The sequence below is a fragment of the Arsukibacterium sp. genome, from assembly GCF_036735525.1.
GTDB lineage: Bacteria > Pseudomonadota > Gammaproteobacteria > Enterobacterales > Alteromonadaceae > Alishewanella.
This window is the reverse complement of sequence record NZ_DAINOE010000021.1, coordinates 1-24,468: the sequence shown is the minus strand read 5'-3', so window position 1 is coordinate 24,468 and position 24,468 is coordinate 1. Positions and strand designations below refer to the sequence as shown.

The window sequence follows — 24,468 nt, the reverse complement described above, 5'->3', positions numbered from 1 at the left end:
ATGAATAAATGCTGTATTTAACCGCAGCCTGAAAGCCGATAACTATTTTTCGGATCAGGTTTGCGGGGGCAAACGCCATGATATCCGATTATTTCTGTAATGAAGCTGTCTGCAGATATTCCCAGCCGTGGTGATCTGAGGTATAACGGCGCTATGAAAATACCGAAACGTATTCAGCCACTGGTCGATGAAGGCTTAGTGGATGAAGTGATCCGGCCGCTGATGAGTGGCAAAGAAGCTGCCGTGTATATCGTTCGTTGTGGCGAGGATATCCGCTGCGCGAAAGTCTATAAAGAAGCAGATAAGCGCAGCTTTAAGCAGGCCGTGCTGTATCAGGAGGGCCGTAAAGTGCGCAGCAGCCGGCGGGCGCGGGCCATGGAAAAAGGCTCTAAGTTTGGCCGGGCACAGCAAGAAGAAAGCTGGCAGAACGCCGAAGTAGAGGCATTATTTAAACTGGCGAAAGCCGGTGTACGGGTGCCGCAGCCCTTTGGCTGTTATGAAGGTGTGCTGTTGATGGAGCTGGTGTGTGATGATGAAGGCATGGTGGCACCGCGCTTAGCAGATGTGGCCATGGATGCGGACATTGCGCTGGCCGACCATGGCACCATGTTGCATTATATTGTGCTGATGCTGTGTGAAGGCCTGGTCCATGGTGACTTATCTGAGTTTAACGTGCTGGTGGATTCCGCCGGACCGGTAGTGATTGACTTGCCCCAGGCAGTAGATGCCGCGGCCAATAATAATGCTAAATGGATGTTTTGCCGTGACGTCAATAACATGCGTGACTATTACGGTTTGTATGCTCCTGAATTATTACACACTAACTATGCTGAAGAAATCTGGGCACTGTATGAGGCCGGTGAGCTAACGCCTGACGTAGAGCTCACCGGTGAATTTGTTGCGGATGACAGTGCTGCAGATGTTGACTCAGTACTGGAGCAAATTAAAGCCGCCTTCGCTGAAGCGGAAGATCGCAAGGCACGGATACAGGCGGCAAACGAAGACTAAAACAGGGTTAGCTAGCCAGTGTTAGTAACGGGCGCTCAAGCGTTGTACATTGCGCTGGTGATCGGCATGTGCCTGCTCGGCTAAGCGCTGTAATTCTGGCAATCTGGCGTAAGCTTCTGTGATAGCAATGTGTAACAGGTTAATTTGCTCACGGATTTTTATACGCTCTTCCCGGCTGTAGCCATCGGCAATCAGCATCTCATCCTGTTGTGCCAGCTCCAGCTCCAGTGACTGTATCTGCCGTTCCGCTTTTTGCACTTCTGCCTGGCGTTGTTGTAACTCACGGTTAGATCGGTGAAGTTGCATACCATCCGCATGGGCGGCTAAAAACGCTGGCTCTAATGCTTGCGGGCAGCTGTTTTGATAGGCGCTACCCCCCTGGCCCAACCGGAAGCCATTACTAGCAGTGCAAAACCGCTCTGAGCCTTCCTGATGACCGGCGCGATAAGCCGTTAAATCGGGTGTGACGCCATGTTTAGCACAGTTTTTACGGTACTCACTGATAGACGCTTCATGTTTGCCGCGGCTGCCATCTTCAAAGCCAATAGTACGCCAGTCTGCGGTCAGGCAGGCCGATTTGTCCATAGTGGCGCAGCTACTGAGTAGCAGCAGGCCAGGCAGTGCCAGTAACACAAGCTTTTTCATAGTGGTCATCCAGAGTAGACTTTGCAAATGCGACTATGTTTTAACATGAAGTGGCGTTACTGTCAGCTGCTAAACTCAGTAGTTTGCGTGGATGAGATTTTTGCCTTAGGAGTAACAAGATGCCGACATTGCCATGGCAAGCCAGCCTGAAACTGCTGTTGCTGATCAGTTTTACGAGCTTGGCCGATGATAGCGCGAGCCAATTACCCGGCTGTACTGAGCAGGTCGCATTGGCAACCGAGGCCGCACAGTTCTGGTGGCCACAGGGCTATCCGTTTAATCTGGCCGCCGCTAAGCAGGGGCTGCTACCAGACAGTAGCAGTTACCAGCTAATGGCGCTGGCCTATCAGTTGCTGGCACAGCGTCAGACTGAGCCGCGGATCCGCCAGCTGTTACAGCAGCGTTGCCAGCAATTTAGCCACAGTGATTTAAGCCAGCCGCAGTCATTTTTTGCCAGCAGCGGGCAAACGGCTGCCAATCTATTGGTGTGTGCCGAGCTGACCAGTGCGTTGGTGGCCAGCTTTAGACAGCTTGATAGCCAGCCAATAACTCTGCCTGGCCTGATGCGGGTCTTTGCCGGTGAAGAGCCCAAACCGGCTATAGCCGAGTTGGCGCAGCAGGCGGTGGCGCTGGCGCAGCAACGTCAGCCTGCCACCCTTATTCTGGAGCAGGTGTTTGCTTACTGTGACGACCAGCCTTTGGCATTCAAACACCAGTTGACGGCAGAGTATGGACACTAATCCTATCAACGAGCCTTGGCGTATGTTAACGGTATTAGCTGCTAAAGGCGGTGTCGATGATCCGCTCTCTGTTGTGTCTTTACCTGCTGTTACCCCTGACATGCCTGCTGATTACTTAATAGCCTTAGTGATTGCTGTTATTGGCTCTGTGCTGATTCATTTGTCGCAAGGGCTAATGAAGTTAGCTATTTTGCGCCGGCAACAAGGCGATAAATCACCTGGCCAGCGTTACCTGTACCTCAGTGGCATGCTGTTGAATTTTTCGGCCCCTTTATGGGTTATCCTGGCGAACCGCTTTGCCCCGACCGTCATTTTTACCTCTGTTTATGCGATTGGCTTGCTGGCATTATTGTGGTTTTCTTGCTGGAAACTGGGGTTGGCGCTGCGTAAGCGGGATCTACTGGGGGCGCTGTTATTAACACTCGGCGCCATCTTACTGGCCATTGGTAACATTCAAAATGGCTTAATCCACATGAGTCAGCTGAATATTGTGCCAATGTGGTGGATGCTGGCTATGCTCTGCCTGCTGGTATGGCCGGTTTCCTGGCTGTGTAAACAGTTTAGTTGGCTGCCGCAGGGGCTATTATTTGGGTTTTTAGGCGGCGCTTTTCTGGCAGTAGACTCCTTATTAAAAGGCATAGCCCAATCAGATAGCGGTGTGTCGGCTTTTTTACCCTCAACCTTGGCCGGTATGGCTATTTTTGCGCTGAGCTTTGTGGGTGCTGCAATGGCGTTTGGTATGACACAATGGGCACATGCCCGCGGCGCACCGCCATCTGCCACTATTGCCGGCTACGATGCCGCTTATATGTTAACCCCTTTACTTCTTATTTCACTTGCCTTGCCGGGCGGGCATCTGCTCAATTGGATGTGTCTGCTTGGCTTAGGCTGCACCTTGCTGTCTTTAGTGCTGTTGCATCGCCCCGCTACAGAAAAAGAAAAAAAGGGGGCTTGATACACTGGGTTTGGCGGTGTATTTGCAGCAACAACGCCTGTTGTCTGCCATTAGTCAGCAGCGTTATCAGCGAGATATCAGCAATATTCAAATTCGCGATGACTTGGTTCAACGTTTTGAGTTTACTTATGAAATCAGTCATAAAATGCTCAAGCGTTATCTTGAGCATAGTTCGGCTTCACCCGAGCAGTTTGATCAAATGCCGTTTGCTGATCTGATACGCAGCGATAATGAGCAAGGGCTATTGCAAAGTGACTGGCCTGTCTGGCGCGGATATCGGGATATGCGCCTGGCTTATTGGTTGATAACGATACGGCAGCGTTTAACTATCTGGCTCGTATTGGTTATTACCGGTTAAGCGGTTATTGGTACCCACTGCGCGTTATCGACACAGAAACATCGCTACAGCAAAACCAGCCAGTGCGCTTTGACCACTTTATGCCCGAAAGTCATTTTGAAGATGTGGTAAAGCTGTATGTGTTTGATAAAAAGCTACGTTTATTAGCACTGGATGCGCTTGAGCGGATTGAAATGGCGCTGCGGGTGGATGTTGCCCATCTGTTGGGAGCAAAAGAGCCCTGTGCGCATTTAAACCCAAATTGCTTACACGGTAATTTTGCCAAAAAAGCCATAAAAAAAGGGCCGAATAAAGGTAAGACTGAGCATCAGGTATGGTTGGAAAAATACGACACTATGCTCAATCGTTCACGACGCGAACCTTTTATTGTTCACCACCGCGAAAAATATAATGGCGGATTGCCAGTATGGGTAGCTATTGAGGTGTGGGACTTTGGGTCGTTATCAAGATTATTTGAAGGTATGCAGTACGCAGATAAAAACCGCATTGCCCAAAAGTATGGGCTTAGTGATGGCGAACAGTTAGCAAAATGGCTGAAGAGTTTGAACTTTGTGCGTAATGTATCAGCGCACCATAGCCGACTTTGGAATATCAATATATTAGAGTTATCGGCACGTCCAGCTGGCTGGCCACTAATAAACCATAGCCGCCCATTTATGTACTTTGCCATTATGGCGCATCTGCTTGCAGTAATTTGTCCCAATTCAAGCTGGACACAGCGCCTAATTACACTGATTCATTCGTTTCCAAGCTTCAAGAATGGCATACTATCTCTTCAGGATTTTGGCGTCGTTGAGGGAGCGATTGAGTGGCTAGGTCAGTTTCAGAAATGAGAACCGACGCGTACATAAATGCAGAGGCGCCGGTCATATTGTTGACAAGTTTAGGTCTTCGGCATGAGCCTGTCAATCAAGATTTATATAATGCTCCGCAAAGCCCAAACTACCAATAATTTTAGCATTAAGCGTATATCGCCACATCAACGAGTTAAAATGGGTTTAAGCTGCATGCCCTGCATATTCTGCTGTCTGAACCCCGTTAATTGCTCGCAGAGCAGCTGCGCGTAAGGTAGAAATTCGTGGCTGACGATCTTGGTTTTTATACCCGCAATAAACTGCAGCTGCTGATCCGGCAGCATAGCCGGGCTGGCCTGCTGTTGCAGTATGGCAATATCGGGCAACAGCATGGCGCTGTAGCCTTCGTTTAGGGCGATACTGACGCCTTTAGCATCAAAGTCGCCAAAGTAAAGGGTGGGCTTGCTCTGCTCAAGACAGGCTGCTTTCAAGGCTTTGCAACCTTTGCTGTATAAGGTATCACCACGATAGATAATCAGCGGCTGCTGGTAGGGTAGGTCGAGATTGAAACGCTCAAGCTGATAAAAACAATCGAGGTTTTCAACCACCAGCAGCGCATCGTAGTGCTGTAGCGGCACATGTTGCCAGTCGCTATCGATAAATTCCGCTGTTACACCCGTGCTGCTTTGGGCTGGGGTATTCAATTTAAGCAGCACCCTGTGCTGGCGCGGTGTCAGACCAATGCTTTTTAGCTCTTGCTGGTTGATAGCGGCATTATCCAGCCTGCTGTTATGGGTGATGTCATCCTGAAAACAGGCTTGTTGCAAACTACGTTGCACCGCGGCTATCTGGTTTAACAGGGCCGGGTTAAAGGTAAACTGTGGTAATTGCCGGCTGTTAGCGGGCACCAACTCATGTTCACTACACCATTGCAGCACATCCTGTACTGCTGGGGTGTGGGTTTTTACCCGCTCGCTGCCACTGGCTTTTAGCCGCTGCTGCAGTTGCTGTAAGTAGCGCAATGCCCGGGCATTAAGCGGCGGGTATAACATCAGGCCGCCTTTAAGCCAATGCTGATATCGCGGATCAGCAGCAGCTGGTTAACCTTGCTGGCCTGGGTTTCTTCGCGCGTGATGCTGAGCATGTGCTTTTCATCCAACGGCAGCGCCTGATATTCGGCGAGGATCTGATACAGCCAGATCTCGCTGTCCCACTGCAGGGCCTGCTGCTCAAGATACTCCAGCGCACTGAGTTTGCCGCCTTGATCAATCACCCGCAGGTAAAAATTCTCGACATCGGTTTTTAAGGCCTGCTGGCGTGCGGTTATGTCGTCATCCAGCGGTAAGGCACTAAAACTGGCGCTTTGCGTATCGACAAGGTTAACGGCTTTGGGGCGCGGCAGGGCCCGCACCAACTCGGCCAATACCTGACGCTCACTGGCTTTGTCCAGTGCGATGGCGGCTTGGGGCTTAATGGCGGCAGATTGATTAAACAACCCGGGCAGCTCAGAGCGATTTGGGTAATCGGCCGGCTGGTATTTCGGGTGCTGGCGTAAAAACGCCGCCATATTGCTAATTAGCATCGAACGCGATTGCTGCTGGCGGAATTTGGCTAACAGCTCAACTAAGCGTTTTTGCACCTCTAACAAGCTACTATGATGTGAGCTTAGCTGACTTTGCAACTGGCTGACTAACAGCTTACGTAAGTGGTTATTGCCTTCTGATAGCTCAATTAATTCATTAAAATCGAGTAAATCCAGGCCATCTAGCAGGCGGCGTAATTGCTTTTGCGCCCGTTCGTTTTCACGAATTTTATCATCTAAGCTACTGACAAAACCAAAGTCGCTATTTAAGCGGTGCCATAAGCTGTCGATTGCCTCTTCAAACTGGCCGCTTAAATCATGCACATGCTCAGTTAAGCGTTGCAGCTGCAGCTCGGCCACGCTGTAATCGCCTTTGTACTGGGCATCACGGTAGGCCTGCACCCGGTTGCGGATCTGCTCCAGCTTTTCGGCTACATCCGCGTTAATCTGCCGACGGTTTTCATCGGCCACCATACTGGCGATCAGCTCGCTTAGTAAAGGCCGCAGCGCCAGCGGTTGCTGCTCATCTGGCCGCCACAAAATGCGCGCGCTGATCAGCTTTTTCAGTGCCCCTTCGCTAAAGGCGTTTTCATCAATAAAGCCATCGATATAGCCCTGCATCAGCTGTTTATGGTGCTTGCCAATTAAGGCTAAACGCTCGGCGCCGATGCTAAACAGGTTAGAGGCGGTAGCATGGAGATCTGCCATCAGAGCAGCGCCTCCTGCGTTGGGGTATCGTCAACCGGCAGATGCTCCTCATCGCGGATAAAGCGGATCACATCAATCAGGTAATCAATTTTTCCGGTGACAATATAGTATTGGCGCTCGGCATGCGGCTGCAGTAAATAGCCATGCTCTTTCAGGCGGCGGAAAATCTGCTTCACCTGGCTGTCGAGCTGCTCACTCTGGCTGTTAAAAAAGCGATCGCTGGCTAACTGACTGAGCCGCTGGCGCAAGCTCTGGTTATCTTCAGTGCGCAGCACAAACTCCTGCAGCTTGATGGTATCGCCGGCGGTCAGGGCGCTGTCACGGCCCAGGGTTTCCTGTACCAGTTGCAGCCATTCCAGCAGCGGTAATAACGACTGTACTGTTAAAGCAAACTGGCTGCTTAAATGCTCGCGCGCGTCTTTATTCAGATCAAAGTAGCCCAGAAAATACACGCTGTTATCATCATTACTGACCAGCCGGCGGTTCAGCGGCCGCAGGTAATGGTTAATGTCCTGCTGAGTTTGCTCCAGGCTTAAATGGCGATAGGCATCTTCATCGGTGATCTTGCAAATAAAGTCACCGGCCAGCAGGCGCTCGAGTAAAGGTCCGTGTTGTAACATCAGCTGGCCTCCTGTTGTTTCTGGGCTAAGCGCTCGGCTAAGCGGCTGACTTTAGGCTGGATGCGCTTTAAGCGTCGCTGGTTCTGCTGATCCGGCTCAATTAAATAGCGGTGCTGAAACAGCATTAACACATCCGATTCCGGGTTCGGGAAGGCGCCGACAATAACAATATTATTACTGCTACAGGCATTAAACAGTTTTTCGACGTTGTGATAGGCCAGGGTGCCAATTTCGTCAATCGGCCAGTGAATGGTCACTTTGGCTTCACCACGCAATAAGCGGGTAAAGGCCAGTAAGTACTTACATAAAATCAAGTAAGCCATACCGTGGCTGGACGACTCCAGCAACTGGCGGTCATTTTTAATCACCAGCTCAGAGCCGCCTTCACTTAGATGTAGCTCTAAGCGTAACAGTGATTCGATACTGTATTGCTCATCGGCACGCAGTAAGTCGACCACATCGGCCAGCGCATTCAGGTATTGCTCAGACGGTAAGGCTTTACCGGAGGCGCCCCAATCATCATACAGCTTGGCAAAGTGCTTCAGCGGTTGCCAGAAGCCCAGCTCGTCGATGGTCGATAAAATGCGCACTTCCGAGCGGCTGATGCCTTCCAGTACCAGATCGTCGGCTACCGCTTCGCTTAAACGGCGGCTTTGCAGCGCTATGCGGCGGTTAATGTCGCTGAATACGGTAAAGAATTTCTTTAAATCGCCGCCGATATTTTCGCCCATTTCCAGCAGTTGTTGCTGCGCATCTTTTAAAATTTGCAGCAGGTTGTGCAAAATGGGCAATTGCTGGCGCTGGCCGGCTTGCTCGGGCAATTTGCGTTTTTCGTGCTCAAGTCGGTCTAAAAATTCCGGGCCGGCGTCTTTACTCAGTACGCTTTCAAACTGCTCCAGCGCCAGTTTTAAGGCATTATCCAGTTTACTGCGTTGCTCCAGCGCTTCATTAGCACGCGACAGCCGCTCAATGCTATCGGCTGAGCCACTTACCGTCACGGCCGTGCTGGCCAGTAAATGTAGCTCCTGTAATTTGGCCAACACCGGTTTTAATTGCAGCAGCAATTGCTCGGCCTGGCTCATCAACTCCTGTTGCTGGCGTTTGTGCTCGTCCAGCTTTTTCTGGCTGCTGCTGTAATCGGTTTTTAACTGCTCCAGCGCCTGCTTAATGCTGCGTTGCTGCTGTTTCAGCTCGGTTTCCCGCGCCAGTAATTGCGGCCGTAACTGTTGCCAGTCCAGTGCGACAAACTGCTGCCAGGCGCTCAGCTCATCCTGGCGGTTTTCGGTGGCTTTAATGTCGGTTTTCAGCTGCTCCTGCTTCTGTTTCAGCTCGATCAGGCGCCGTGGATCTATGCCTTTGGCCGACAACTCTTCATTAAAGGCCTGTTGCAGCTCTTTGATCTGGCTTTTATTGTCTTCAAGCTTATGCGCTAACTGCCGCTCCAGCTCATCTATTTGCTCATCAAACACCTGCAGCTCAGCCTGCCAGTCGGCTTTGAGTTCCATTTTCTGGCTGTGGTGGTCATCTTTTAGTGCCTGCAAATCCTGATGTTGCTGTGCTTTTAGCTTATCCAGTTGCTGCTGTTGACTGCTCAGTTCCTGACGCACGCTGCTCTGGCGTTGTTTTATCAGCTCGCGCTGCTGCGCCTGTAAACGGTTGCGGGCATCGCGGGCGTAGTCAATATTTTGCTCGGCTTGCGTCAGCTGCCATTCGGCTTGCTCGGTCTGGGCACGCAGCAGCTCGGCCTGCTCAAAGCGTTCTTTTAACTGTTTTTCGGCCTGGGCTTTATCGCTGGTCGCTTGTTGTAACTGCTGTTCGGCACTATGAATGCGGTGGCGGATGGCCGCTTCGTCCTGCGCATAGTCTGGGGTGTCTATGGCGTTCAGTTCCAGCGTTAAGCCATAAAGACTATTGGTTAAATCCAGCAGTTGCGGCTGCAAATCCTGCCGCTCCAGTAAGCGCTCATCCAGCACTTTGCCGAGCTTTTGCTCCCAGCCGTTATAGTGCAGCCGTAAAAAATGCCGCAGGCTGCCTTGCTCGGGTGTCAGCTGGCGGTGTAATTGTTGTAGCTGCTGCTCGGCACTGTGCAGCGCTTTGCGGCTTTGCTCCAGCTGCTGATCAGCCAGCTCACGCTGCTGGCGCGCCTGTTGGTACTGCTGTTGTAGTTGTTGCAGCAGCCGTGCCTGTAGCTGAGCCTGTTGCTGCGCCTGTTCTAAACGTAATTCTGCGGCGCGCAGCTCATCATGCTCGGCTTCAGTTAATGGTGAGGCACTAAGCTGGCTTTGTAATACGGCAATAGCACTGCTTAACTGGCTCAGCTGCTCAGCAAATTGCTGTTGGGCTTGTTGTAAGCGGCTTTGAAAGGCGTGCTCCAGCACCGCCAGCTTACTGTCTTGTTGTTCGCGTGTAGCATCTTTTTGTTGCTGCAACTGCCGCGCTTTAGCACGGTGTTGCTCACTTAAGCGGTTAAAGGCTTCGGCCAGCTTGGCCTTGCGCTGCTCAAGCTGGCGCTCTAAATCGCCATGCTGCTCGACCATCAGCTGGTATTGCTCGATGATCTCCTGCAAAGTATCGCGCCATAGCGGCAGCGCATCGGTATCGCGTTGCAGTTTTGGCATATCTTTGGCGTCGTAGTCGTCAAAACGTTGTTGCAGCAGATCTAAACGGGCGCTGGTTTCGTGTAAATCGGCTTCGGCCTTGCTTAGTTGGCCATTATGCTCCAGTTGCTGGGCGTTAAACTGCTCTTTTAGCGCCAGTAACTGGCCGCGCAGGGCATTGACCTGCTGCTCGGCATCGGCTTTTCGCAGCTTTTGGCTTTGTTCGTCTTGTTGTAATAAGGGCAATAAGGCGGCTAACTGCGCTTCGGCCCCTTCTAATTGCTGTGCCAGCTGCTTTAAGCGCTCAAAGTCCTGCTGCAGTTTATCCAGCCGCATCGACTGGCGCATTTGTTGGATCCACTCGCGTGCCTTGGTGTTTTTCACCTTGGTGGTGGGCAGGGTGACACCGTCTTCTTCAAAAATGGCGGCCAGCATGGCTTTGAGCGTGTCCATTTTGCCTTCTTTGGCATGTACGGCACTGACCAGTTTTTCAATATGACGCAGTTTGTGGCCACTGCTGACTAAACTAAAGCTGGCCGCCAGGCGGCGCAACTTAACGCTGTCGGCATTGTTACCGCGCAGCGCCGCGGCATCATTTTGAATAATGCTACGGTACTCACTGGTGGCACTGATTTTCGCCGACACCTGCACATCAGGCAGGCTGCGCATCTTGCTGGCCCAGTCGCTGTAACTGAGGGCTTTTACGCCTTCATCACTTTGCGTCAGGTAACAATCGCTGTGATAGGGCGCACTGACAAAACGGTAATCGACACCGCCATCACTTTTGCGGGTGAGTACCACCTGGCAAATATCACCGCTTTCGCGCTGGTACTCGTAAATTAAATAGCTGTTGGAAAACGGCAGGTAAAACTCATCAAATTTTTTGCGGGTTTTCGGTACCACCCGGTTCGGCTGCTCGCCATAAAACACCGGTACCAGCCGCTGCAAGGTGGTTTTGCCTGAGGCATTGGTGCCGCATATATTGGTATGTTGATCCAGCTGTAATTCGACTACACCCGGCAGGTGAGTGTGCAACAGCACAATACGGAGTAATTGAGACATAGCGCATCCTGTCGGCGACGCTTTCACACAGCGTCGCTAGCTTTTTTATAGGGGCTTATTATCCATGGAATGGCCGGAATTGCCAGTTTGAAATCACTAGCGGTGAAACTACACTCAGGCCAGCTCAGACGGGTGTTGTGCTAAGGTTATCCCGGCGCTGCCAGCGCTGATGTTTTGCAGCTGGCGACTGAATTCACTGAGGGCGGCCAGCGGCAGTTGCACGCTAAGCAGTACCTGCTGCTGGTAGTCTGTTGTCAGTAATTGGCCAGCAAATTCATTAAGTAATTGACGCGCTCTGGCTTCCAGTGCAAAGGCTACACAGAGTTGCAGTAGCACCTGAGGTTGCACTACTGAGGTTAGCGCCAGTTGCGCCGCTTGCGACACCGCAGCCGAATAGGCCCTGACCAGGCCGCTGGCGCCGAGTTTTACCCCGCCAAAGTAGCGCACCACTACCGCCAGGCTGTTACCCAGCTCCTGCTCTGTCAGTACATGTAGCATGGGTTTGCCAGCGGTGCCTGCCGGCTCGCCATCGTCGCTAAAGGCCTGCGTTGCAGGCTGGCGGGTGTTGCCAATAATGTAGGCCCAACAGACATGGTTGGCATCCCGGTACTGCTCGCGGTACTGGTTAACCCAGTTCATCGCCTCATCGCGGCTGGCCACTGGCTGCAGAAAGGTCAAGAATTCACTATTCTTCTCTGTTAGCTGATATGCAATCGGCGCGGCCAGTTCGGTATAGGGGCTCATATTTTCCAATCTTTGTTAGTTGTGCCTGAGTGGGCGCAGCTGAAAATGTTATCAGATCAAAACTGCACACCCACCATAACATTAAACTGACTGGCCGTTTTTTTAGCATCCTGCCAGCGCAGCTGCGAACTCACCAGTTCAGTTTGCAGTATAAAGTGTTGGCCTAAATTAAATTGCAATGCCAGATTGGCGCCCAACTGCTGGCCTGAACTCTTCAGGTCAAAGATACGTTGAGTTTGTCCATTATCTACGGCTATGGTTAGAATCTGCTCGCCTTTTAGTGCGCCTTTATATAAATAGGGGCCGCCGTAGATCAGCAAGCTGGGGCTGGCACGATAGCCCAGAACATAACCAATATCATAGCCGGTGGTTTTTTGCTGCCAGCTATTAGTTTGTACGCCATTGCTGCTGCCGCCGGTCGGACTTATCAACTCAAACCTTAATTCGTCGGCAAAGTCTGCTTGCTGCCAGTTGTATCCAGCCACCACCGCTTGCGACCAGTTACCTGAGCCCGCCGCTTCTCTATACTGACCAGCAAACTGATGTTTGACAGACACCCGGTGAGTGGCATGTTTGGTATAAGTGAATTCCAGCCCCGGCGCGACGGCCACCGCCCCCCGGTAAACGTTATATTCTTGTTTACACTGATTATAGGTGGCAGGGCGTGTTGCTGAGGCCGGCCTGTAACTACAGCCATATGTCACTTCTGGTTCTGCATTATTACTCAAGGTGAATTGACGTTCTTCAGAGACGCTGAAATGCAATTGTGTTGTGAGTGGCTTTTCGCTTAATTCCGGGCTTTCAAAGCGCATCAGGCTCATAGAAGTATAAGGAGGATTATTGACGCTGCAGCCTGAAATGCCGATAACGACGAGTAGCGTAAACAGCCTGAAAAACAAAAGATATGACATAAAACACCATGTTGATTTCAAAAAGTGGGACTAAAGTACAAGCGGAGTTGCTTATTTGCAAGTTTCAGGTGACGGCATGGTTAAATATTGGCCAATATTGATGAAGAAAACCCTTTATTGTCATTATGTGAAAAGCCTTTAGGGCATCTAATACCAACCTTTTTTGTCAGATATCTTTACATATTGTTTTTTGATGTGCTTGCTTAATACTTAATATATTGTTTTATATTGGTTTTTATGGGTGTTTCGACTTGGCCTGATATTTGCTATGCTTGTCGCTTTGTTAAATAGGAGTGTCATTGTTGAAAAAAATTATTACAACGCTATCTATGCTTGCCGCAGCTGCGCTTGCTTGTCATACACATGCTTCTGTTATTATAAATACCAGTACCAGTTGCTCACCTTTGAGTGGTTCCGGCTCTGGTACTTGGCAGGACCTGGAAACTAACGGTACTGTTTCCAGTAACTGCAATGCATCTTCAGCCTGGGCCAGTGTCGACAGTGATAGCGCCACCATGAAACTGTATACCAACGTGGTAACGACCCCAGACTCCGTTTATAACGCTGCTTGGGCAAATGCAGCCATTTACGACACTATCACTTTGTTGTCAGATCAGGATTATGCGCAGGTAGCACTGAACCTGTATTTTCATTTTGACGCTACTATGGCTTACAGTTTTCCAGCCAGTTCTGCGGTAACAACAGCCCCAAACGCGCGTCACTTAAGCCTGGGGGCATTAAGCAGAGTAATGGGCGCGTTTTTGATTGAAGGAGACGATTACAACGCAGAGCCGGATAATTATGAAGAGCTCTATGGCCGCTACCGTTTTAATGCAGAGTATGATTTTAATTTTCAGGCAGGACCTTTCGTTTCTGTAAATCACCCATCGGCACACTGGCTAACCGAATGGTTTAACGAAAGCAGGTTTGAAAGCTATGAATTACCAGATGGTCGCTCAAGTGGTTTTAGTGTTAGCCAAATACTGACTTTACCTACTAATTCAGCATTAAGTCTGGTGTATAGCATTAATATGAGTTCAATTTGTTCTCTGGCGGCACTGTGCGATCTGACTAACGACGGTAGTAACACTTTTACTATCGGTCTGAGCGCATTAGATGGCACCCTGGTTTCCGGAAATGGTTACGGCTATTTACCTGCATCGGGGGCGCCCACTGTGGTGTCAGCACCTGCCACACTGGGCATCTTTGCGGTTGGTTTATTGTTGTTGGGAGTTAGGCGGGTGAGTCGCTAACCGATAAGCTTAAACAAAAAGCCGGTGATATAATCCGGCTTTTTTAACGTTACTATTTTAACGGTAAAATCGCTATGATTGCTCAAGCTGTTGAGCTGGCGAAACCTCAGCAACAGGCTGCTTACTCAACCTGCGCCACAGCCACTCCAGTGGCCCTTGTTGGAAATGCCTGAAGTACCAGCGGCAAAACAGCAATTGCAGCAAAATCATACCAAGCGCTATGCCAAGTACTGGCAGGCGATCCAAAGTGGCAAACCATTCTGGTTTAAGCACTCTGAACAGCAGCACCATTATGACACTTTGGCTTAAATACAGCGTAAAGGCCATACGGCCACAGGGCGCCAGCCACTGCTGCAACAAGTGGCTCGGGTGTCGGATCACTAAGCTGGCATAGGCCAGCGCCATCAATAAAGCCGTAATGTAGCTGACAGGTAAGGTGACATTTAATGCCAGCTGATAGCCGGTATTGGCATCAACAAGCTGCACCGCTGCGCTGATAATGGCGCCTGCCAACAGCAGGCTTACCGTTACTTTGCCGGAGTAGCCCTGACTAAACCAGCCACTTTTATACAAGCCGGCACCCAGTAACATTAACCCCAGAGTCATCCATAAACTGCATAATATAAAGCCCAGCAGCATGTACAAGTTGAGGATTAACATCTGTTGCCATTGTCCAGCCAGCGGTCCGGTCCACAGTGCGATTTCATGAGCAAGTTGTTCAGTATCAAGAATACCAATGGGATGTGCATTGCTAATCAACACAAAAAGCGTGGTCAGGGTGGGTAGAATCAAACCAATAGCAAAAAAGGTTAGCCCTTTGCGCAGCAGTTGCCTGCTATCCAGTTGCAGGTAGCCGCGCCAGATGAAAAACAGGCCTGTTAATGCATACCACAGCAATATATCACCATCCCATATCAGGCTGATGTGGATGACGCCAAACAGTACCAACCAATACAGCCTGCGCTTCAAATAGTCCATGCCATAACGCTCGGCGATTAACAGCATACCGACGCCAAAAAGTAGCGAAAAAAGCGTTATAAAGCGGCCCATGATGAAAACCTGGTTAAGGTTAAACAGCCACTCATCCAGTGTGCTGAAGCCGCCTTCATGCCACAACAATAAATGGCCAAATTGTGCGGGTCTGGAGAAGGCGTAGATATTCATTAACAAAATGCCGAGGATCGCTAAACCGCGAATCACATCGAGTTGCTTTAAACGTGGTGCAGACATTAAAACAGTCCTTGTTAGGGTGTGACTATTAAGGTTCATTCAGTTCGTGATGGTGCTTACCAAATACCGGGATAGTAATATGCCATTTAATCGCCGCTAAACGCAGCAGCAACAGGCCACTGATGCCAGCCAGCATGGCATAAAGTTGTGCCAGCCCTAGCGCTAACAGGCTGGTGTAGATCAGGCCGCCTACTATACAGGTCACTGCATACAGTTCGCCTCTGAACACCATCGGGATCTCCCGGCACAGTACATCGCGGATCATGCCACCGCAGACACCGCTCATGGTGCCCAGCATAATCGCCACCAGGGTGGACGTGCCGTGATCCAGTGCCTTTTGTGTACCCATAATGACAAAAAACGCCAGGCCGATGGCATCCAGTATTTGCAGGGTATTATTAGGTATAGTCAGGCGGTTGCGTACCAGTAAAATAGTGGCGGCGGCGGCAATAAAAATAGTATAAAAATAGCTGTTATTGTTCATCCAGATAACGGGTACATCTAAAATCAGATCACGCAGGGTACCACCGCCGATAGCAGTAACACTGGCCAAAACAATAACACCAAAGCCATCCATATGATTGCGCCAGGCCGCCAGCGTGCCGGAAATGGCAAAAACGGCAATGCCTAACAAATCAAACCATTGAAAATACGTCATAACGGCCTCTGAATTGATACCTGCTGCGCTGCGGCAAAATTAACAGGCTTTGACCAGTAGGTAAATCTTTTATAAAAAATCTGCTTCAACCGTTTAGCTGGCAAATAGCTTGTGATAGCATTTAGCCGTTATAAACAACATCAATTAAAGGATTAGTATGAATAAGGTGATAGTGGTTGCTGCAGTGGTAGCGGTAGCGGCTGTAGGTGGCGTGATTTATGCGAACAAGCATGCTGAAGGCGTCATTATTGAGCAAATTGAGCTGGCGAATAAATCTTACGCTGAAATGGCAGGAAATGGCCTGATGCCGGCAATCAACCTGGGTTACCAGTCGGTATCGGCTAATGTATTGCGCTCAACTTACACTATTAGCGGCATGGACGTCAGTGTTGATGGCTTAGGACAGGTAGCGACTATTGAAAGTGTTGTTGCTAAAGGTATCCCCTTAAATGGTGGTCTGGCGGATAAAGCCAGTGCGCAAATACAAGGGGTGAAACTGGCGGGGCCAGTATTACAGTTACTGCCACCTGACATCAGTGTTTTTGTGCAGGGTTTGGCATTACATGCCGATTATCAATACCGTTATACGCCAGCAAGTGGTGAGTTGCTGTTTGAACAAGATACCCGCATTAACGACGAGTTGAGTTTGTCATACCGTTTTACGCTGAGTCAGATGCAGCAGTTATGGGCCTACGCTAAAGAGTTAAGTGAATTAAGCCCGGCTGAGCAGCAAGAGTTAAGCATGCAAGATAGTTATATTGCTGATGTTACCGCAAAACTGATGACGGCAGCCATTAATGACGGTCAGTTAGTGATTAACAACAACGGCTTTATTGAGCGGATGGTTGATATGGGCAGCCAGGCAGGCATGATGCCGCCGCTTGACGCTTTACGTGGTATGGCGCTGATGGGGTTGGCTGCTGATGAAACCTTACCTCTGAGCTTTAAAGAAAGTCTGGTGAATTTTGTTAATCAACCAAACAAGCTGACGTTAAGCTTTGGTTTTACTGAACCTCTGGCACTGACTGCCATTGAAAGTGGCGAGTTACTGCCAGTGATGCAAACACCAGAGCAAATGATTGAGTTTGCTAATGTGAAGCTGCTAGCTGAATAAGCTAACGCCTGACAAACAAAAACGCCTCTGGTTACAGAGGCGTTTTTGTTTTATCGACAGAGCCATTTAGTTGTCTGGCTCGGTTTCGTTTGCTGCAGCAGCTTCAGTCTGCTGCTGGGCCTTGGCAAAGATATTGCCACTATCTTGCAGAAACTGCTCCATCTCGGTAGGGCTGCGCCACAGCCAGCCAGCCGGTAACAGTTGAGATTGATACTGCGGCGCCATCTGTGGTGTGGCCGACTGCAGATAGGGCATTAGCCAGAATAGCGAGCTCAGTGACAAAGTGAGCAAGCCCTGCAGCCAACGTTTTTTCATGCTCATCAGGCTAAAGCCCAGCCAGAAAAAACTCAGTAGCAGTATCGCCGGTACCAACTGATGCAACACCAGATTGATGCCGCTGTTGTTAACGTTAAAATTCAGCCAGGAGCTGAGCATATCCCATAACACCCAAAGCAAGATCAGGCTATAGGTTAAGGCCACTTGCTGGCGTAATCGGGGTTCATGCGCGCTGAAGCGGGCCCATAACGCCAAAAAAGCAGGCCAGATAGCACAGGCCAGCAAAATGATGGGGATCAGTAACAATTGGCGATGCCAGTTGTTCGCCTGCTCGCCAATAGCGCCCAACCAGAAATCGAAGGCCATACTCAGGCTGATTAGCAGTATCAACAGCAGTAAATAAGGTACTGAGCTTAATAAGCGCAATGCCTCTACGCTTTTGGATAATGGCTGGGTGGCCGCTACCGGCTGATCACTGAAGATCACCCGCAAGCGTTGTTTACCCAGCGTAAACTCCTGGCCGGACTGGCTGATGGCTTGCGTATTCACCCGCTGGCCCTGACTATTGCGGGTGCCATTAACCGAATCCAGATCAGACAGCTGCCATTGGCCTTCGTCGTCTAGCGTTAACAATGCATGTTCCGCGCAGCTGTGGGGGTCAAGTAAGATCACATCGTTATCATAAGCCCGGCCAATACGGATCTGTGACTGAGTAAATTTATGCAGGCCGATAACCTTACCATGGGCATTAAGCAGCTCTACTAGTATTGCCATACCACTGCCTCCATAAATTTACGGGCAAAGGCGTTCGCGTTATCCGCGCTGACCCCGGCCAGGGTAAAATGGCTGATAAAGCCCTGTTGTTCGCGGGCGACAGTGGCCGCCAGGTAGAGTGCATCAAACAAGCCGGGGTAAGCTTTATAAGCGCGCACGCAAAAAATCACCCGGGTGGCCTGCTGGTTTAGGCCAACAATATCACTGTGGCAACTAAACTCAGTGACATCACGCTGGCCGGCGCGGTTATCGGCATTGGCATAGCCAATTTTAGCCATGTAGTGCTGGTTAAATTTCAGTGCAGGCAGGCTGCTGCCATCTACCCATTCAAACTGCATTTGAATTTTGCCGGTATTCAGCTGTGAGCTCAGAAAAATTTCTTCACGCTGGCCACAAAAGGCGGTAGCGGTGTTCAGACCTTCATTTTGTTGTGGCGGGTTGGCGCGGCCCCAGCACTGAATAAAAGGCGCAATATTTTCCGGCACCCGGCCTTTACCCAGGGCCTGCATTTGCCAGTCGGCGCTGAGCAAAGGGCTGAGCATTTGCTGCTGATTATGCAGCAGCTGCGCTAACATCTGGGTTTTAAGTTCGCTGATCGCAGGCAGTTGCTCGGGTACTTGTTGCAGCAAGCTGGCCACTTCGGCCATAGGTACCACAAATCCCAGCTGGTTACCGCCGGTGGCGACATTGACGCCTATCACTTCACCCAGCGCATTAACACTGGGGCCACCACTCATGCCCGGGTTAATCGAGCCGGTTACATGTAAGCGTGGGTAAAAACTCTGCTGTTTATAACCGTTGTAGGTGCCAGGCACCACCACCATACCTAAATCATGCGGGTTGCCCAGGCTGAACACCTGCTCACCCTGCAACGGCAAGGCCGCGGCCAGCCTGAACGGTTGCGAGCTTAGCTGGCTGGTACGTAGCAAGGCTAAGTCATTCACCACATCCAGCGCTACTATATCCAGCTCTACCATGGCATTGGTCTGTTGCGACTGGCCATTAACACTGGCCATCAGTTGATATTGCTGCTCAGACAGTACCCGGTTGGCAATGACATGATAATTGGTGATCAGTAAATCTTCGCTGACATAAAAGCCACTGCCGATTGAGGATTTACGCTGGGTTTGTTTTTCAATCACCTGCACCTGAATCAGTGCATCCTGATAATGACTAAACACATTTTGCGCCGTGTCTGCCGCCACTGGCAGCGTTAGCAGCACACTCAGCAGCACACTCAGCAGCAAACCAGGCCCGGTAAATATTTTGTACAACATAAGGGGCATCCTTGTTAAATGAGCTATCAAAATAACGGCTGGCGGGCAAAATTACCAGTAGCAGCTGCTGATCGCTTGGTTATTTAACGGCGTAGTTACTAAGATAGATTTAAATGCAGTTTGGATGTTGTTATGTTTCGGTCAAATAGTGGCTCTGTCACCTTAGGCTACACTATTATTGCTGTTGTTGTTGCTGGTCTGGCTGCTGCATTGTGGTTGGTGGCTGGTGGTGTTGGGCAATCCGCTGTAACTGCTCAGGCCTTTGTTGATTTACAACAAGGCGATAAGGTGCATGCGGGCTTTCGCCGTGCTCATGCTAAAGGCTTTTGTATTGCCGGTGACTTTGTCAGTTCTGGTGAGTTGGCGTCCTTGACTAAGGCTCAGCTATTTTCGGAAGGCGTGACACCCTTTATCGGCCGCATTTCTGTTGCTGGCAATAATCCGACAGCGCCTGACTTAGCAGCACCAGTGCGTAGCCTGGCGCTGAGTATCGGCGAAGGGCGGCAACGCTGGCACACTGCTATGAATACTCCGCCGGTAATGCCGGTGCGCACAGCGGAAGCCTTTTATCAGCAGTTACAAGTATTAGCGCCTGATCCACTAACAGGCCAGCGCGATGCGCAGAAGATTGCGGCTTTTTTTGCCTCTCACCCGGAAACCGCGACTTTTCGGCAATGGCAAGCAGGTTATCAGCCCAGCAGCAGCTTTGCCACTGAGCGTTACCACAGCATTAATGCCTTTTACTTAGTGAATCAGCAGGGCGAGCAGCAAGCGGTACGTTGGGCTGCGGTCCCTGTGGCAGAGCCACTCAGTGTGGCTGTGCTGGGTGAGGAACTGGCTGCGGATGTGCTGCAGCAGGAATTTACCCGTCGTGTAGCACAACAACCGGTGCGCTTTAATCTGAGTTTTACTTTGGCACAGCCTCAGGATGATGCTGCTGATCCTACGGTATTGTGGCCGGCTGAGCGGCAACAGCTGATTGCCGGGCAGTTGCTTATCCGCGAAGTCCTCACCACAGATAACAGTTCTTGTGATGCGATTAACTTCGACCCCTTAATCTTACCGCTTGGCATGCAAGCATCTGCCGACCCTATTTTACGTGCGCGTTCAGCCGCTTATGCCGAGTCTTACCGGCGGCGGGCCCGCGAGCAGTTACTTAACACCACTGTGGGGGCCCGGCCATGACAGACGTTGTTCGCTATCACAAGCTATTGCGGCTGATACATTGGGCCATGGCGTTATTGTTGCTGTCTTTACTGTTTGCGGGTCTGGCCATGGTGCAAAGCCTGGCGGCATGGCAACTCACCTTGCTTGGGCTGCATAAATCTTTTGGTGTGCTGGCATTATTACTGGTGATCATCCGGCTGACGATCAGGCTTAATAGCGAGACGCCGGCGTTGCCCTCCAGCATCCCACCGATACAACAGCGCATTGCCCGTGTGTCGCATGTACTGCTATATGCGGCGATGTTTGCGATGCCGTTATCCGGTTATTTAATGCAAAATGCGGCAGGCCGGCCGGTGGTGGTGTTTGAGCTGTTTGCTTTGCCATCTTTGTTGCCAGTGAGTTTGCCGCTCTATGGGCTGTTTCGGGAGCTCCACGGACTTATTGCCTGGGGGTTAATTGCGCTGGTATTAGTGCATATTGCTGCAGCATTGCATCATGGTTTGATTAAACGAGATGGCGTGTTGCAAAGCATGACCGGCGGCAAATAACCGTTAAAGCCAGCGTCGTACCTGTGTTTTGTACTGGCTGAACTGGGCAGCAAACTTTTGTTGCATAAAGCGCTCTTCCGGCAAAATCTGAAAGCGATTCATATAGAGCACAAATAACGGCAGCCAGACAAAGGCCAGCGCATGCGCCAGAAAACAGGCTACCGCCAGCAATATCAGCAAAAAACCCAGGTACATAGGGTTGCGGCTATAGCGGTAAATACCACTAACAACCAGACTGGCCGATTTTTCTGGATAGCGTGGGTCTACCGTGGTGTTGGCGCGGCGAAATGTCAACACGCCCAGCAAGGCCACTACTACGCCGAAGAGCAAAAAGCTCAATGCCAGCCAGTGGCCAAAAGGCAGGGTAAAGTGAAACATTGGCCAGCTTTGCACCATCAGCACCATGAACAGCGCTACGGCCATCATCAGCAGTAATGGCGGAATACGTAATTCCAGTTTTTGCACCTTTATCTCCAATGGTAGCATTTCACGGTGATTGTAAATGTTTAGCATAGAGTGGTTAATTGCACTTAACTGACCACGTCTTTGCAAGTGAGCTTAACCACAGGTTACAAATACACTACACCATTAATTTCACGCTGAGTACTACTTCGTCGATCGTCACTTTGTGTCAAATGCAGATATTTACCTTGCCAAGCACTAATTATCGTTTTGCGCACTAAGCAGGCAATACCTCGTCCAGTATCAAGCCCGGTCTGTTGTTTTTAATTGCTCAATCATACTAACCAGCATTTGACCGGAAATAATTAGCGAGGACTTTACCGAGTTTATGGTTTTCATCTTGCATTGCCTTTTGCCTCCCGACCAGAAAGTCAAAAAATCAACAGCTGACCCCAAAAAAATGATGCTGATCTTCAGCAATTACCCGCTAAACTGAAGCAACAACTTAAGTGTATTTAACCTATCGCCAAGCAGCAGGGATGCCCAATGACCGACAAAAATCAGGCCGAATGGCTGTTAGTCCAACAAAGTTACGACAAACAAGAGCAACAGGCGCTGTGGCTGAAAGTAGCTACTATTCTGGTATGGCTCTGGCTACTGAAAAACGCCGCCGGCATTGAGCTGATACTAGGGGTTATCGGCTTTTTCTGGCTTCATGAAGCCTTGCTGAAAACCTGGCAGCAGCGGGCAGCCGACCGATTGTTGCAGCTAGAGCAAGCCATCTTACAAGCGCAGGACATCGGCTGCCAGTGGCACAGCCAATGGCAATACCAGCGGCAGGGCCCGCTGCAGCTGATCCTGGGTTATGCCCGCCAAGCGGTAAAGCCCACTGTCGCCGTGACTTACCTGGCGTTAATTGCTGCCAGCCTGCTGCGGCTTTGGTGGTAGTGCCAAGCGGCGGTGTTGTCACTTAATGAGATGGTGAAAACTGTGGTTATCGAATAAGACACCGCTAGCAAGATAAAGTTAACGAGGAATGATGCCATGCCCGATTTTGCTTCAACCTTCGCTGCATTGTCTAAAATACTTCGCAAGCACACCACTGGCTTTTCGGTAAAGACAGATGAGCCAGGCAACTTCTACATTGAGCTAGCTACCACCACCCCCAAGGCCAAGCCTCAGTTCTTCGGTGCCGCCCAGGTAAAAAAGTCTTATGTGAGCTATCACCTGATGCCAGTCTATGAAGATCCCACTCTGCTAAATGAGATCAGTGATGCCCTGCGCAAAAAAATGCAGGGCAAGTCATGCTTTAACTTCACGGCAGAGGATACTGAGCTTTTTAAAGAACTTGATGCCCTTACCAAAAAATGCGCAGCGGCAGTTAAATAAGTAACGCCAACTGATAGTTGTCATACTGAACCAATGATTTCACGATTTAATTCGTGCCGGTTTGTGCCAATTACGGATATTCCTAACCTTTGCCAGACTTTAAATATTGTAAAAATATCCTGTTCGCATCTCCATGCACTCAGCGCTTGTTAGACGGATTAATCCGTATTTGTTGAATCTTATTATCAGTTATACCTACAAGTTATTGTAACTCCAAAAGAAGAGATGTAGTGTTAAATACAATAAATTTACAAGTGCGGAAAAGTCCGTATTTAATCACGGATTTTTCCGCCGAATAAGTGTTAGGCAGTGGAGGCAGAGTGCCGAATAAATACCTTTTGATAGCAATCGCTTGCCTACTTTTACAAGGCTGCATCATGGTCACAAAAAGTATCACTGTGCCTCACGCAAACTATAAGATCGAGGCGGCAAATGACAAGCTAGCTGCGTTAGAGAATATTGATCTCGCCTTGGCATCGCTTGGCTTCAGCTTGAAAGAAAACGATTGGGAAACGTGGAAACCAATACTTGAGGCGGATAGAGTGGTTGAGAAAAGGCAAGAGCGCAGATATAGCAAAGGCGATTTCGAAGTGTTTTATGGCGTTCTATATCAATCGGGAAACATGGGCTATATCCGCTTGAGCTTCTATGAGCATGATAAAAGGCAATTCTCTAAAGAAGGAATCGCTCTTTATTACCAGCTAAAGAATGAACTCTCTAACCGTGGGTTAGTTCATCTTCCAGAAACGCCTGAAGATGTGAAGGCTGCTCGTCCCGTAGTAAGCCCAGAGGAATTTAACAAGCAACATCCTCTACCGTCATTGAATGAAAAAGCGGGCTACTTGGCATTGATAGCCCTGAGTTTTCTGATATATGCAGTAGTCATAATCGTCCCAGGTTGGCTTTTGATAAGAAAGGTAGCTGCGATATTTTCCATAAACACTAATGGCAGGCGCTGTGTTTTTATACTCTTGGCCGCTTTAGTCCTATTTCCAGCCCCCATGCCGATGTCTATGTTTGGCCCAGTGTTCTTGGTTCCTGGAGTTTTGATGTTACCTTTTGTGTTCGGGTTGCCTGAGCAATTCATACACTTTATTACCTTGTCAGTCGGCTTCACTTTAGTTTTGTCGTGTGTGGCTGCATTGTGGCTGATTAAACCAAGCCCTAACAATGCGTTGCACCGGACAAGCCGGTGAACGCGGCGTTATATGGCGGAAAAATTATGAACCTGCTCTTCGTATGCAGTGAGAACAGATTGCGGAGTCCTACCGGAGAAGAAGTCTTCTCTCAGTACGAAGGGATTAATGCAATAGGAGCAGGAACGAATGCTGACGCCGAGACGGTCGTAAGCGGAGATTTGGTTGAGTGGGCGGACGTTATATTCGTCATGGAAAAGACCCACAGGAATAAGATCTCAAAGAAATTCCAAGACTTGCTTCATGGGAAAAAGCTTGTGTGCCTAGATATACCAGACAACTATGACCGAATGGACCCCGAGCTCATCCGGTTACTACAAAACAGAGTGGCCAAACATGTTCGCTTTCGATAGGCCATATAACAAGAAATTGTAGCCGACCGCTACGCGTCGGTTGAGTTAAGCGTTAAATGCCGGTAACCAGAAAGTCTATCGCAGCGATAATGTCATCTCGACTGTCA

24 protein-coding genes are annotated in these 24,468 nt (G+C 49.9%); 12 read left to right on the top strand and 12 right to left on the bottom strand.

Features of this window, described 5'->3' with window-relative positions:
* Positions 1 to 153: 153 nt before the first annotated feature.
* A complete protein-coding gene (locus V7D78_RS06145; protein ID WP_333607558.1) occupies positions 154 to 1,008 on the top strand; it encodes a PA4780 family RIO1-like protein kinase in 855 nt (284 codons plus the stop codon).
* Positions 1,009 to 1,029: 21 nt separating this feature from the next.
* Here the strand turns inward: V7D78_RS06145 and V7D78_RS06140 are convergent, their stop codons facing one another.
* Positions 1,030 to 1,653: a DUF2799 domain-containing protein gene (locus tag V7D78_RS06140; RefSeq protein WP_333607557.1), complete on the bottom strand. Its 624-nt coding sequence runs from the start codon at positions 1,651 to 1,653 to the stop codon at positions 1,030 to 1,032.
* Positions 1,654 to 1,772: 119 nt separating this feature from the next.
* Between V7D78_RS06140 and V7D78_RS06135 the strand changes: the two genes are divergently transcribed.
* From V7D78_RS06135 to V7D78_RS06120, 4 genes are read left to right on the top strand one after another with little or no spacing between them, the layout of a single operon-like run.
* Positions 1,773 to 2,393 carry a hypothetical protein gene (locus tag V7D78_RS06135; protein WP_333607556.1) on the top strand — a complete coding sequence of 207 codons (621 nt, stop codon included), beginning with the start codon at positions 1,773 to 1,775 and terminating at the stop codon, positions 2,391 to 2,393.
* Positions 2,383 to 3,348: a hypothetical protein gene (locus V7D78_RS06130; protein WP_333607555.1), complete on the top strand. Its 966-nt coding sequence runs from the start codon at positions 2,383 to 2,385 to the stop codon at positions 3,346 to 3,348. Before V7D78_RS06135 ends, V7D78_RS06130 begins: the two co-directional genes overlap by 11 nt.
* 22 nt (positions 3,349 to 3,370) lie before the next feature.
* The gene (locus tag V7D78_RS06125) at positions 3,371 to 3,706 is read left to right on the top strand and encodes a nucleotidyltransferase substrate binding protein (RefSeq protein WP_333607554.1); all 336 of its coding nucleotides are present in this window, start codon (positions 3,371 to 3,373) and stop codon (positions 3,704 to 3,706) included.
* Positions 3,646 to 4,539 carry an Abi family protein gene (locus V7D78_RS06120; protein WP_333607553.1) on the top strand — a complete coding sequence of 298 codons (894 nt, stop codon included), beginning with the start codon at positions 3,646 to 3,648 and terminating at the stop codon, positions 4,537 to 4,539. Before V7D78_RS06125 ends, V7D78_RS06120 begins: the two co-directional genes overlap by 61 nt.
* Positions 4,540 to 4,685: 146 nt before the next feature.
* Here the strand turns inward: V7D78_RS06120 and V7D78_RS06115 are convergent, their stop codons facing one another.
* The 6 genes from V7D78_RS06115 to V7D78_RS06090 form a co-directional block, all read right to left on the bottom strand.
* Positions 4,686 to 5,552 carry a DUF7281 domain-containing protein gene (locus V7D78_RS06115; RefSeq protein WP_333607552.1) on the bottom strand — a complete coding sequence of 289 codons (867 nt, stop codon included), beginning with the start codon at positions 5,550 to 5,552 and terminating at the stop codon, positions 4,686 to 4,688.
* Positions 5,552 to 6,790: a hypothetical protein gene (locus tag V7D78_RS06110; protein WP_333607551.1), complete on the bottom strand. Its 1,239-nt coding sequence runs from the start codon at positions 6,788 to 6,790 to the stop codon at positions 5,552 to 5,554. Before V7D78_RS06110 ends, V7D78_RS06115 begins: the two co-directional genes overlap by 1 nt.
* Positions 6,790 to 7,410 (bottom strand): condensin complex protein MksE, encoded by a 621-nt coding sequence (locus V7D78_RS06105; RefSeq protein ID WP_333607550.1) that lies wholly within the window; start codon positions 7,408 to 7,410, stop codon positions 6,790 to 6,792. Before V7D78_RS06105 ends, V7D78_RS06110 begins: the two co-directional genes overlap by 1 nt.
* Complete coding sequence (locus V7D78_RS06100) at positions 7,410 to 11,069, bottom strand: ATP-binding protein (RefSeq protein WP_333607549.1); 3,660 nt, start codon at positions 11,067 to 11,069, stop codon at positions 7,410 to 7,412. Before V7D78_RS06100 ends, V7D78_RS06105 begins: the two co-directional genes overlap by 1 nt.
* 114 nt (positions 11,070 to 11,183) lie before the next feature.
* A complete protein-coding gene (locus V7D78_RS06095; protein WP_333607548.1) occupies positions 11,184 to 11,813 on the bottom strand; it encodes a YigZ family protein in 630 nt (209 codons plus the stop codon).
* 56 nt (positions 11,814 to 11,869) lie between these two features.
* Positions 11,870 to 12,724, bottom strand: a complete 855-nt coding sequence (locus V7D78_RS06090) for a hypothetical protein (protein ID WP_333607547.1) — start codon at positions 12,722 to 12,724, stop codon at positions 11,870 to 11,872.
* Between the two features lie 515 nt (positions 12,725 to 13,239).
* On the opposite strand from V7D78_RS06090, the gene V7D78_RS06085 reads away from it, so the two are divergent.
* Positions 13,240 to 13,977, top strand: a complete 738-nt coding sequence (locus V7D78_RS06085) for a hypothetical protein (protein WP_333607546.1) — start codon at positions 13,240 to 13,242, stop codon at positions 13,975 to 13,977.
* 72 nt (positions 13,978 to 14,049) lie between these two features.
* On the opposite strand, the gene V7D78_RS06080 is transcribed toward V7D78_RS06085, so the two are convergent.
* Positions 14,050 to 15,207, bottom strand: a complete 1,158-nt coding sequence (locus V7D78_RS06080) for a DUF418 domain-containing protein (protein WP_333607545.1) — start codon at positions 15,205 to 15,207, stop codon at positions 14,050 to 14,052.
* A gap of 28 nt (positions 15,208 to 15,235) precedes the next feature.
* Complete coding sequence (locus tag V7D78_RS06075) at positions 15,236 to 15,865, bottom strand: trimeric intracellular cation channel family protein (protein ID WP_333607544.1); 630 nt, start codon at positions 15,863 to 15,865, stop codon at positions 15,236 to 15,238.
* Between the two features lie 157 nt (positions 15,866 to 16,022).
* Between V7D78_RS06075 and V7D78_RS06070 the strand changes: the two genes are divergently transcribed.
* Positions 16,023 to 16,979: a hypothetical protein gene (locus V7D78_RS06070; protein ID WP_333607543.1), complete on the top strand. Its 957-nt coding sequence runs from the start codon at positions 16,023 to 16,025 to the stop codon at positions 16,977 to 16,979.
* A gap of 66 nt (positions 16,980 to 17,045) precedes the next feature.
* Here the strand turns inward: V7D78_RS06070 and V7D78_RS06065 are convergent, their stop codons facing one another.
* The gene (locus V7D78_RS06065) at positions 17,046 to 18,029 is read right to left on the bottom strand and encodes an FHA domain-containing protein (protein ID WP_333607542.1); all 984 of its coding nucleotides are present in this window, start codon (positions 18,027 to 18,029) and stop codon (positions 17,046 to 17,048) included.
* Positions 18,017 to 19,306, bottom strand: a complete 1,290-nt coding sequence (locus V7D78_RS06060; RefSeq protein WP_333607541.1) for a S1C family serine protease — start codon at positions 19,304 to 19,306, stop codon at positions 18,017 to 18,019. The genes V7D78_RS06065 and V7D78_RS06060 overlap by 13 nt, the downstream gene beginning before the upstream one ends.
* A 132-nt stretch (positions 19,307 to 19,438) precedes the next feature.
* Here V7D78_RS06060 and V7D78_RS06055 point away from each other — a divergent pair, with 132 nt between their 5' ends.
* The gene (locus V7D78_RS06055; RefSeq protein ID WP_333607540.1) at positions 19,439 to 20,491 is read left to right on the top strand and encodes a catalase family peroxidase; all 1,053 of its coding nucleotides are present in this window, start codon (positions 19,439 to 19,441) and stop codon (positions 20,489 to 20,491) included.
* Positions 20,488 to 21,021 carry a cytochrome b gene (locus tag V7D78_RS06050; RefSeq protein ID WP_333607539.1) on the top strand — a complete coding sequence of 178 codons (534 nt, stop codon included), beginning with the start codon at positions 20,488 to 20,490 and terminating at the stop codon, positions 21,019 to 21,021. Before V7D78_RS06055 ends, V7D78_RS06050 begins: the two co-directional genes overlap by 4 nt.
* A 3-nt stretch (positions 21,022 to 21,024) precedes the next feature.
* On the opposite strand, the gene V7D78_RS06045 is transcribed toward V7D78_RS06050, so the two are convergent.
* Positions 21,025 to 21,486, bottom strand: a complete 462-nt coding sequence (locus V7D78_RS06045; RefSeq protein WP_333607538.1) for a methyltransferase family protein — start codon at positions 21,484 to 21,486, stop codon at positions 21,025 to 21,027.
* Positions 21,487 to 21,969: 483 nt separating this feature from the next.
* Here V7D78_RS06045 and V7D78_RS06040 point away from each other — a divergent pair, with 483 nt between their 5' ends.
* The 3 genes from V7D78_RS06040 (at position 21,970) to V7D78_RS06030 (ending at position 24,008) form a co-directional block, all read left to right on the top strand.
* Positions 21,970 to 22,371: a hypothetical protein gene (locus V7D78_RS06040; RefSeq protein WP_333607537.1), complete on the top strand. Its 402-nt coding sequence runs from the start codon at positions 21,970 to 21,972 to the stop codon at positions 22,369 to 22,371.
* Between the two features lie 96 nt (positions 22,372 to 22,467).
* The gene (locus V7D78_RS06035) at positions 22,468 to 22,812 is read left to right on the top strand and encodes a hypothetical protein (protein WP_333607536.1); all 345 of its coding nucleotides are present in this window, start codon (positions 22,468 to 22,470) and stop codon (positions 22,810 to 22,812) included.
* A gap of 377 nt (positions 22,813 to 23,189) precedes the next feature.
* On the top strand, positions 23,190 to 24,008 hold the full coding sequence (locus tag V7D78_RS06030; RefSeq protein WP_333607535.1) for a hypothetical protein: 819 nt from the start codon (positions 23,190 to 23,192) through the stop codon (positions 24,006 to 24,008).
* The last annotated feature ends 460 nt before the right edge of the window (positions 24,009 to 24,468 follow it).

What these genes read in the sequence shown, in the direction of transcription:
- V7D78_RS06090 (WP_333607547.1), bottom strand. Translation starts at nt 12,724, where the DNA reads ATGTCATATCTTTTGTTTTTCAGGCTGTTTACGCTACTCGTCGTTATC.
- V7D78_RS06100 (WP_333607549.1), bottom strand. Translation starts at nt 11,069, where the DNA reads ATGTCTCAATTACTCCGTATTGTGCTGTTGCACACTCACCTGCCGGGT.
- V7D78_RS06065 (WP_333607542.1), bottom strand. Translation starts at nt 18,029, where the DNA reads ATGGCAATACTAGTAGAGCTGCTTAATGCCCATGGTAAGGTTATCGGC.
- V7D78_RS06050 (WP_333607539.1), top strand. Translation starts at nt 20,488, where the DNA reads ATGACAGACGTTGTTCGCTATCACAAGCTATTGCGGCTGATACATTGG.
- V7D78_RS06070 (WP_333607543.1), top strand. Translation starts at nt 16,023, where the DNA reads ATGAATAAGGTGATAGTGGTTGCTGCAGTGGTAGCGGTAGCGGCTGTA.
- V7D78_RS06140 (WP_333607557.1), bottom strand. Translation starts at nt 1,653, where the DNA reads ATGAAAAAGCTTGTGTTACTGGCACTGCCTGGCCTGCTGCTACTCAGT.
- V7D78_RS06075 (WP_333607544.1), bottom strand. Translation starts at nt 15,865, where the DNA reads ATGACGTATTTTCAATGGTTTGATTTGTTAGGCATTGCCGTTTTTGCC.
- V7D78_RS06135 (WP_333607556.1), top strand. Translation starts at nt 1,773, where the DNA reads ATGCCGACATTGCCATGGCAAGCCAGCCTGAAACTGCTGTTGCTGATC.
- V7D78_RS06040 (WP_333607537.1), top strand. Translation starts at nt 21,970, where the DNA reads ATGACCGACAAAAATCAGGCCGAATGGCTGTTAGTCCAACAAAGTTAC.
- V7D78_RS06130 (WP_333607555.1), top strand. Translation starts at nt 2,383, where the DNA reads ATGGACACTAATCCTATCAACGAGCCTTGGCGTATGTTAACGGTATTA.
- V7D78_RS06145 (WP_333607558.1), top strand. Translation starts at nt 154, where the DNA reads ATGAAAATACCGAAACGTATTCAGCCACTGGTCGATGAAGGCTTAGTG.
- V7D78_RS06030 (WP_333607535.1), top strand. Translation starts at nt 23,190, where the DNA reads ATGGTCACAAAAAGTATCACTGTGCCTCACGCAAACTATAAGATCGAG.
- V7D78_RS06105 (WP_333607550.1), bottom strand. Translation starts at nt 7,410, where the DNA reads ATGTTACAACACGGACCTTTACTCGAGCGCCTGCTGGCCGGTGACTTT.
- V7D78_RS06110 (WP_333607551.1), bottom strand. Translation starts at nt 6,790, where the DNA reads ATGGCAGATCTCCATGCTACCGCCTCTAACCTGTTTAGCATCGGCGCC.
- V7D78_RS06085 (WP_333607546.1), top strand. Translation starts at nt 13,240, where the DNA reads ATGAAACTGTATACCAACGTGGTAACGACCCCAGACTCCGTTTATAAC.
- V7D78_RS06080 (WP_333607545.1), bottom strand. Translation starts at nt 15,207, where the DNA reads ATGTCTGCACCACGTTTAAAGCAACTCGATGTGATTCGCGGTTTAGCG.
- V7D78_RS06055 (WP_333607540.1), top strand. Translation starts at nt 19,439, where the DNA reads ATGTTTCGGTCAAATAGTGGCTCTGTCACCTTAGGCTACACTATTATT.
- V7D78_RS06095 (WP_333607548.1), bottom strand. Translation starts at nt 11,813, where the DNA reads ATGAGCCCCTATACCGAACTGGCCGCGCCGATTGCATATCAGCTAACA.
- V7D78_RS06060 (WP_333607541.1), bottom strand. Translation starts at nt 19,306, where the DNA reads ATGTTGTACAAAATATTTACCGGGCCTGGTTTGCTGCTGAGTGTGCTG.
- V7D78_RS06035 (WP_333607536.1), top strand. Translation starts at nt 22,468, where the DNA reads ATGCCCGATTTTGCTTCAACCTTCGCTGCATTGTCTAAAATACTTCGC.
- V7D78_RS06115 (WP_333607552.1), bottom strand. Translation starts at nt 5,552, where the DNA reads ATGTTATACCCGCCGCTTAATGCCCGGGCATTGCGCTACTTACAGCAA.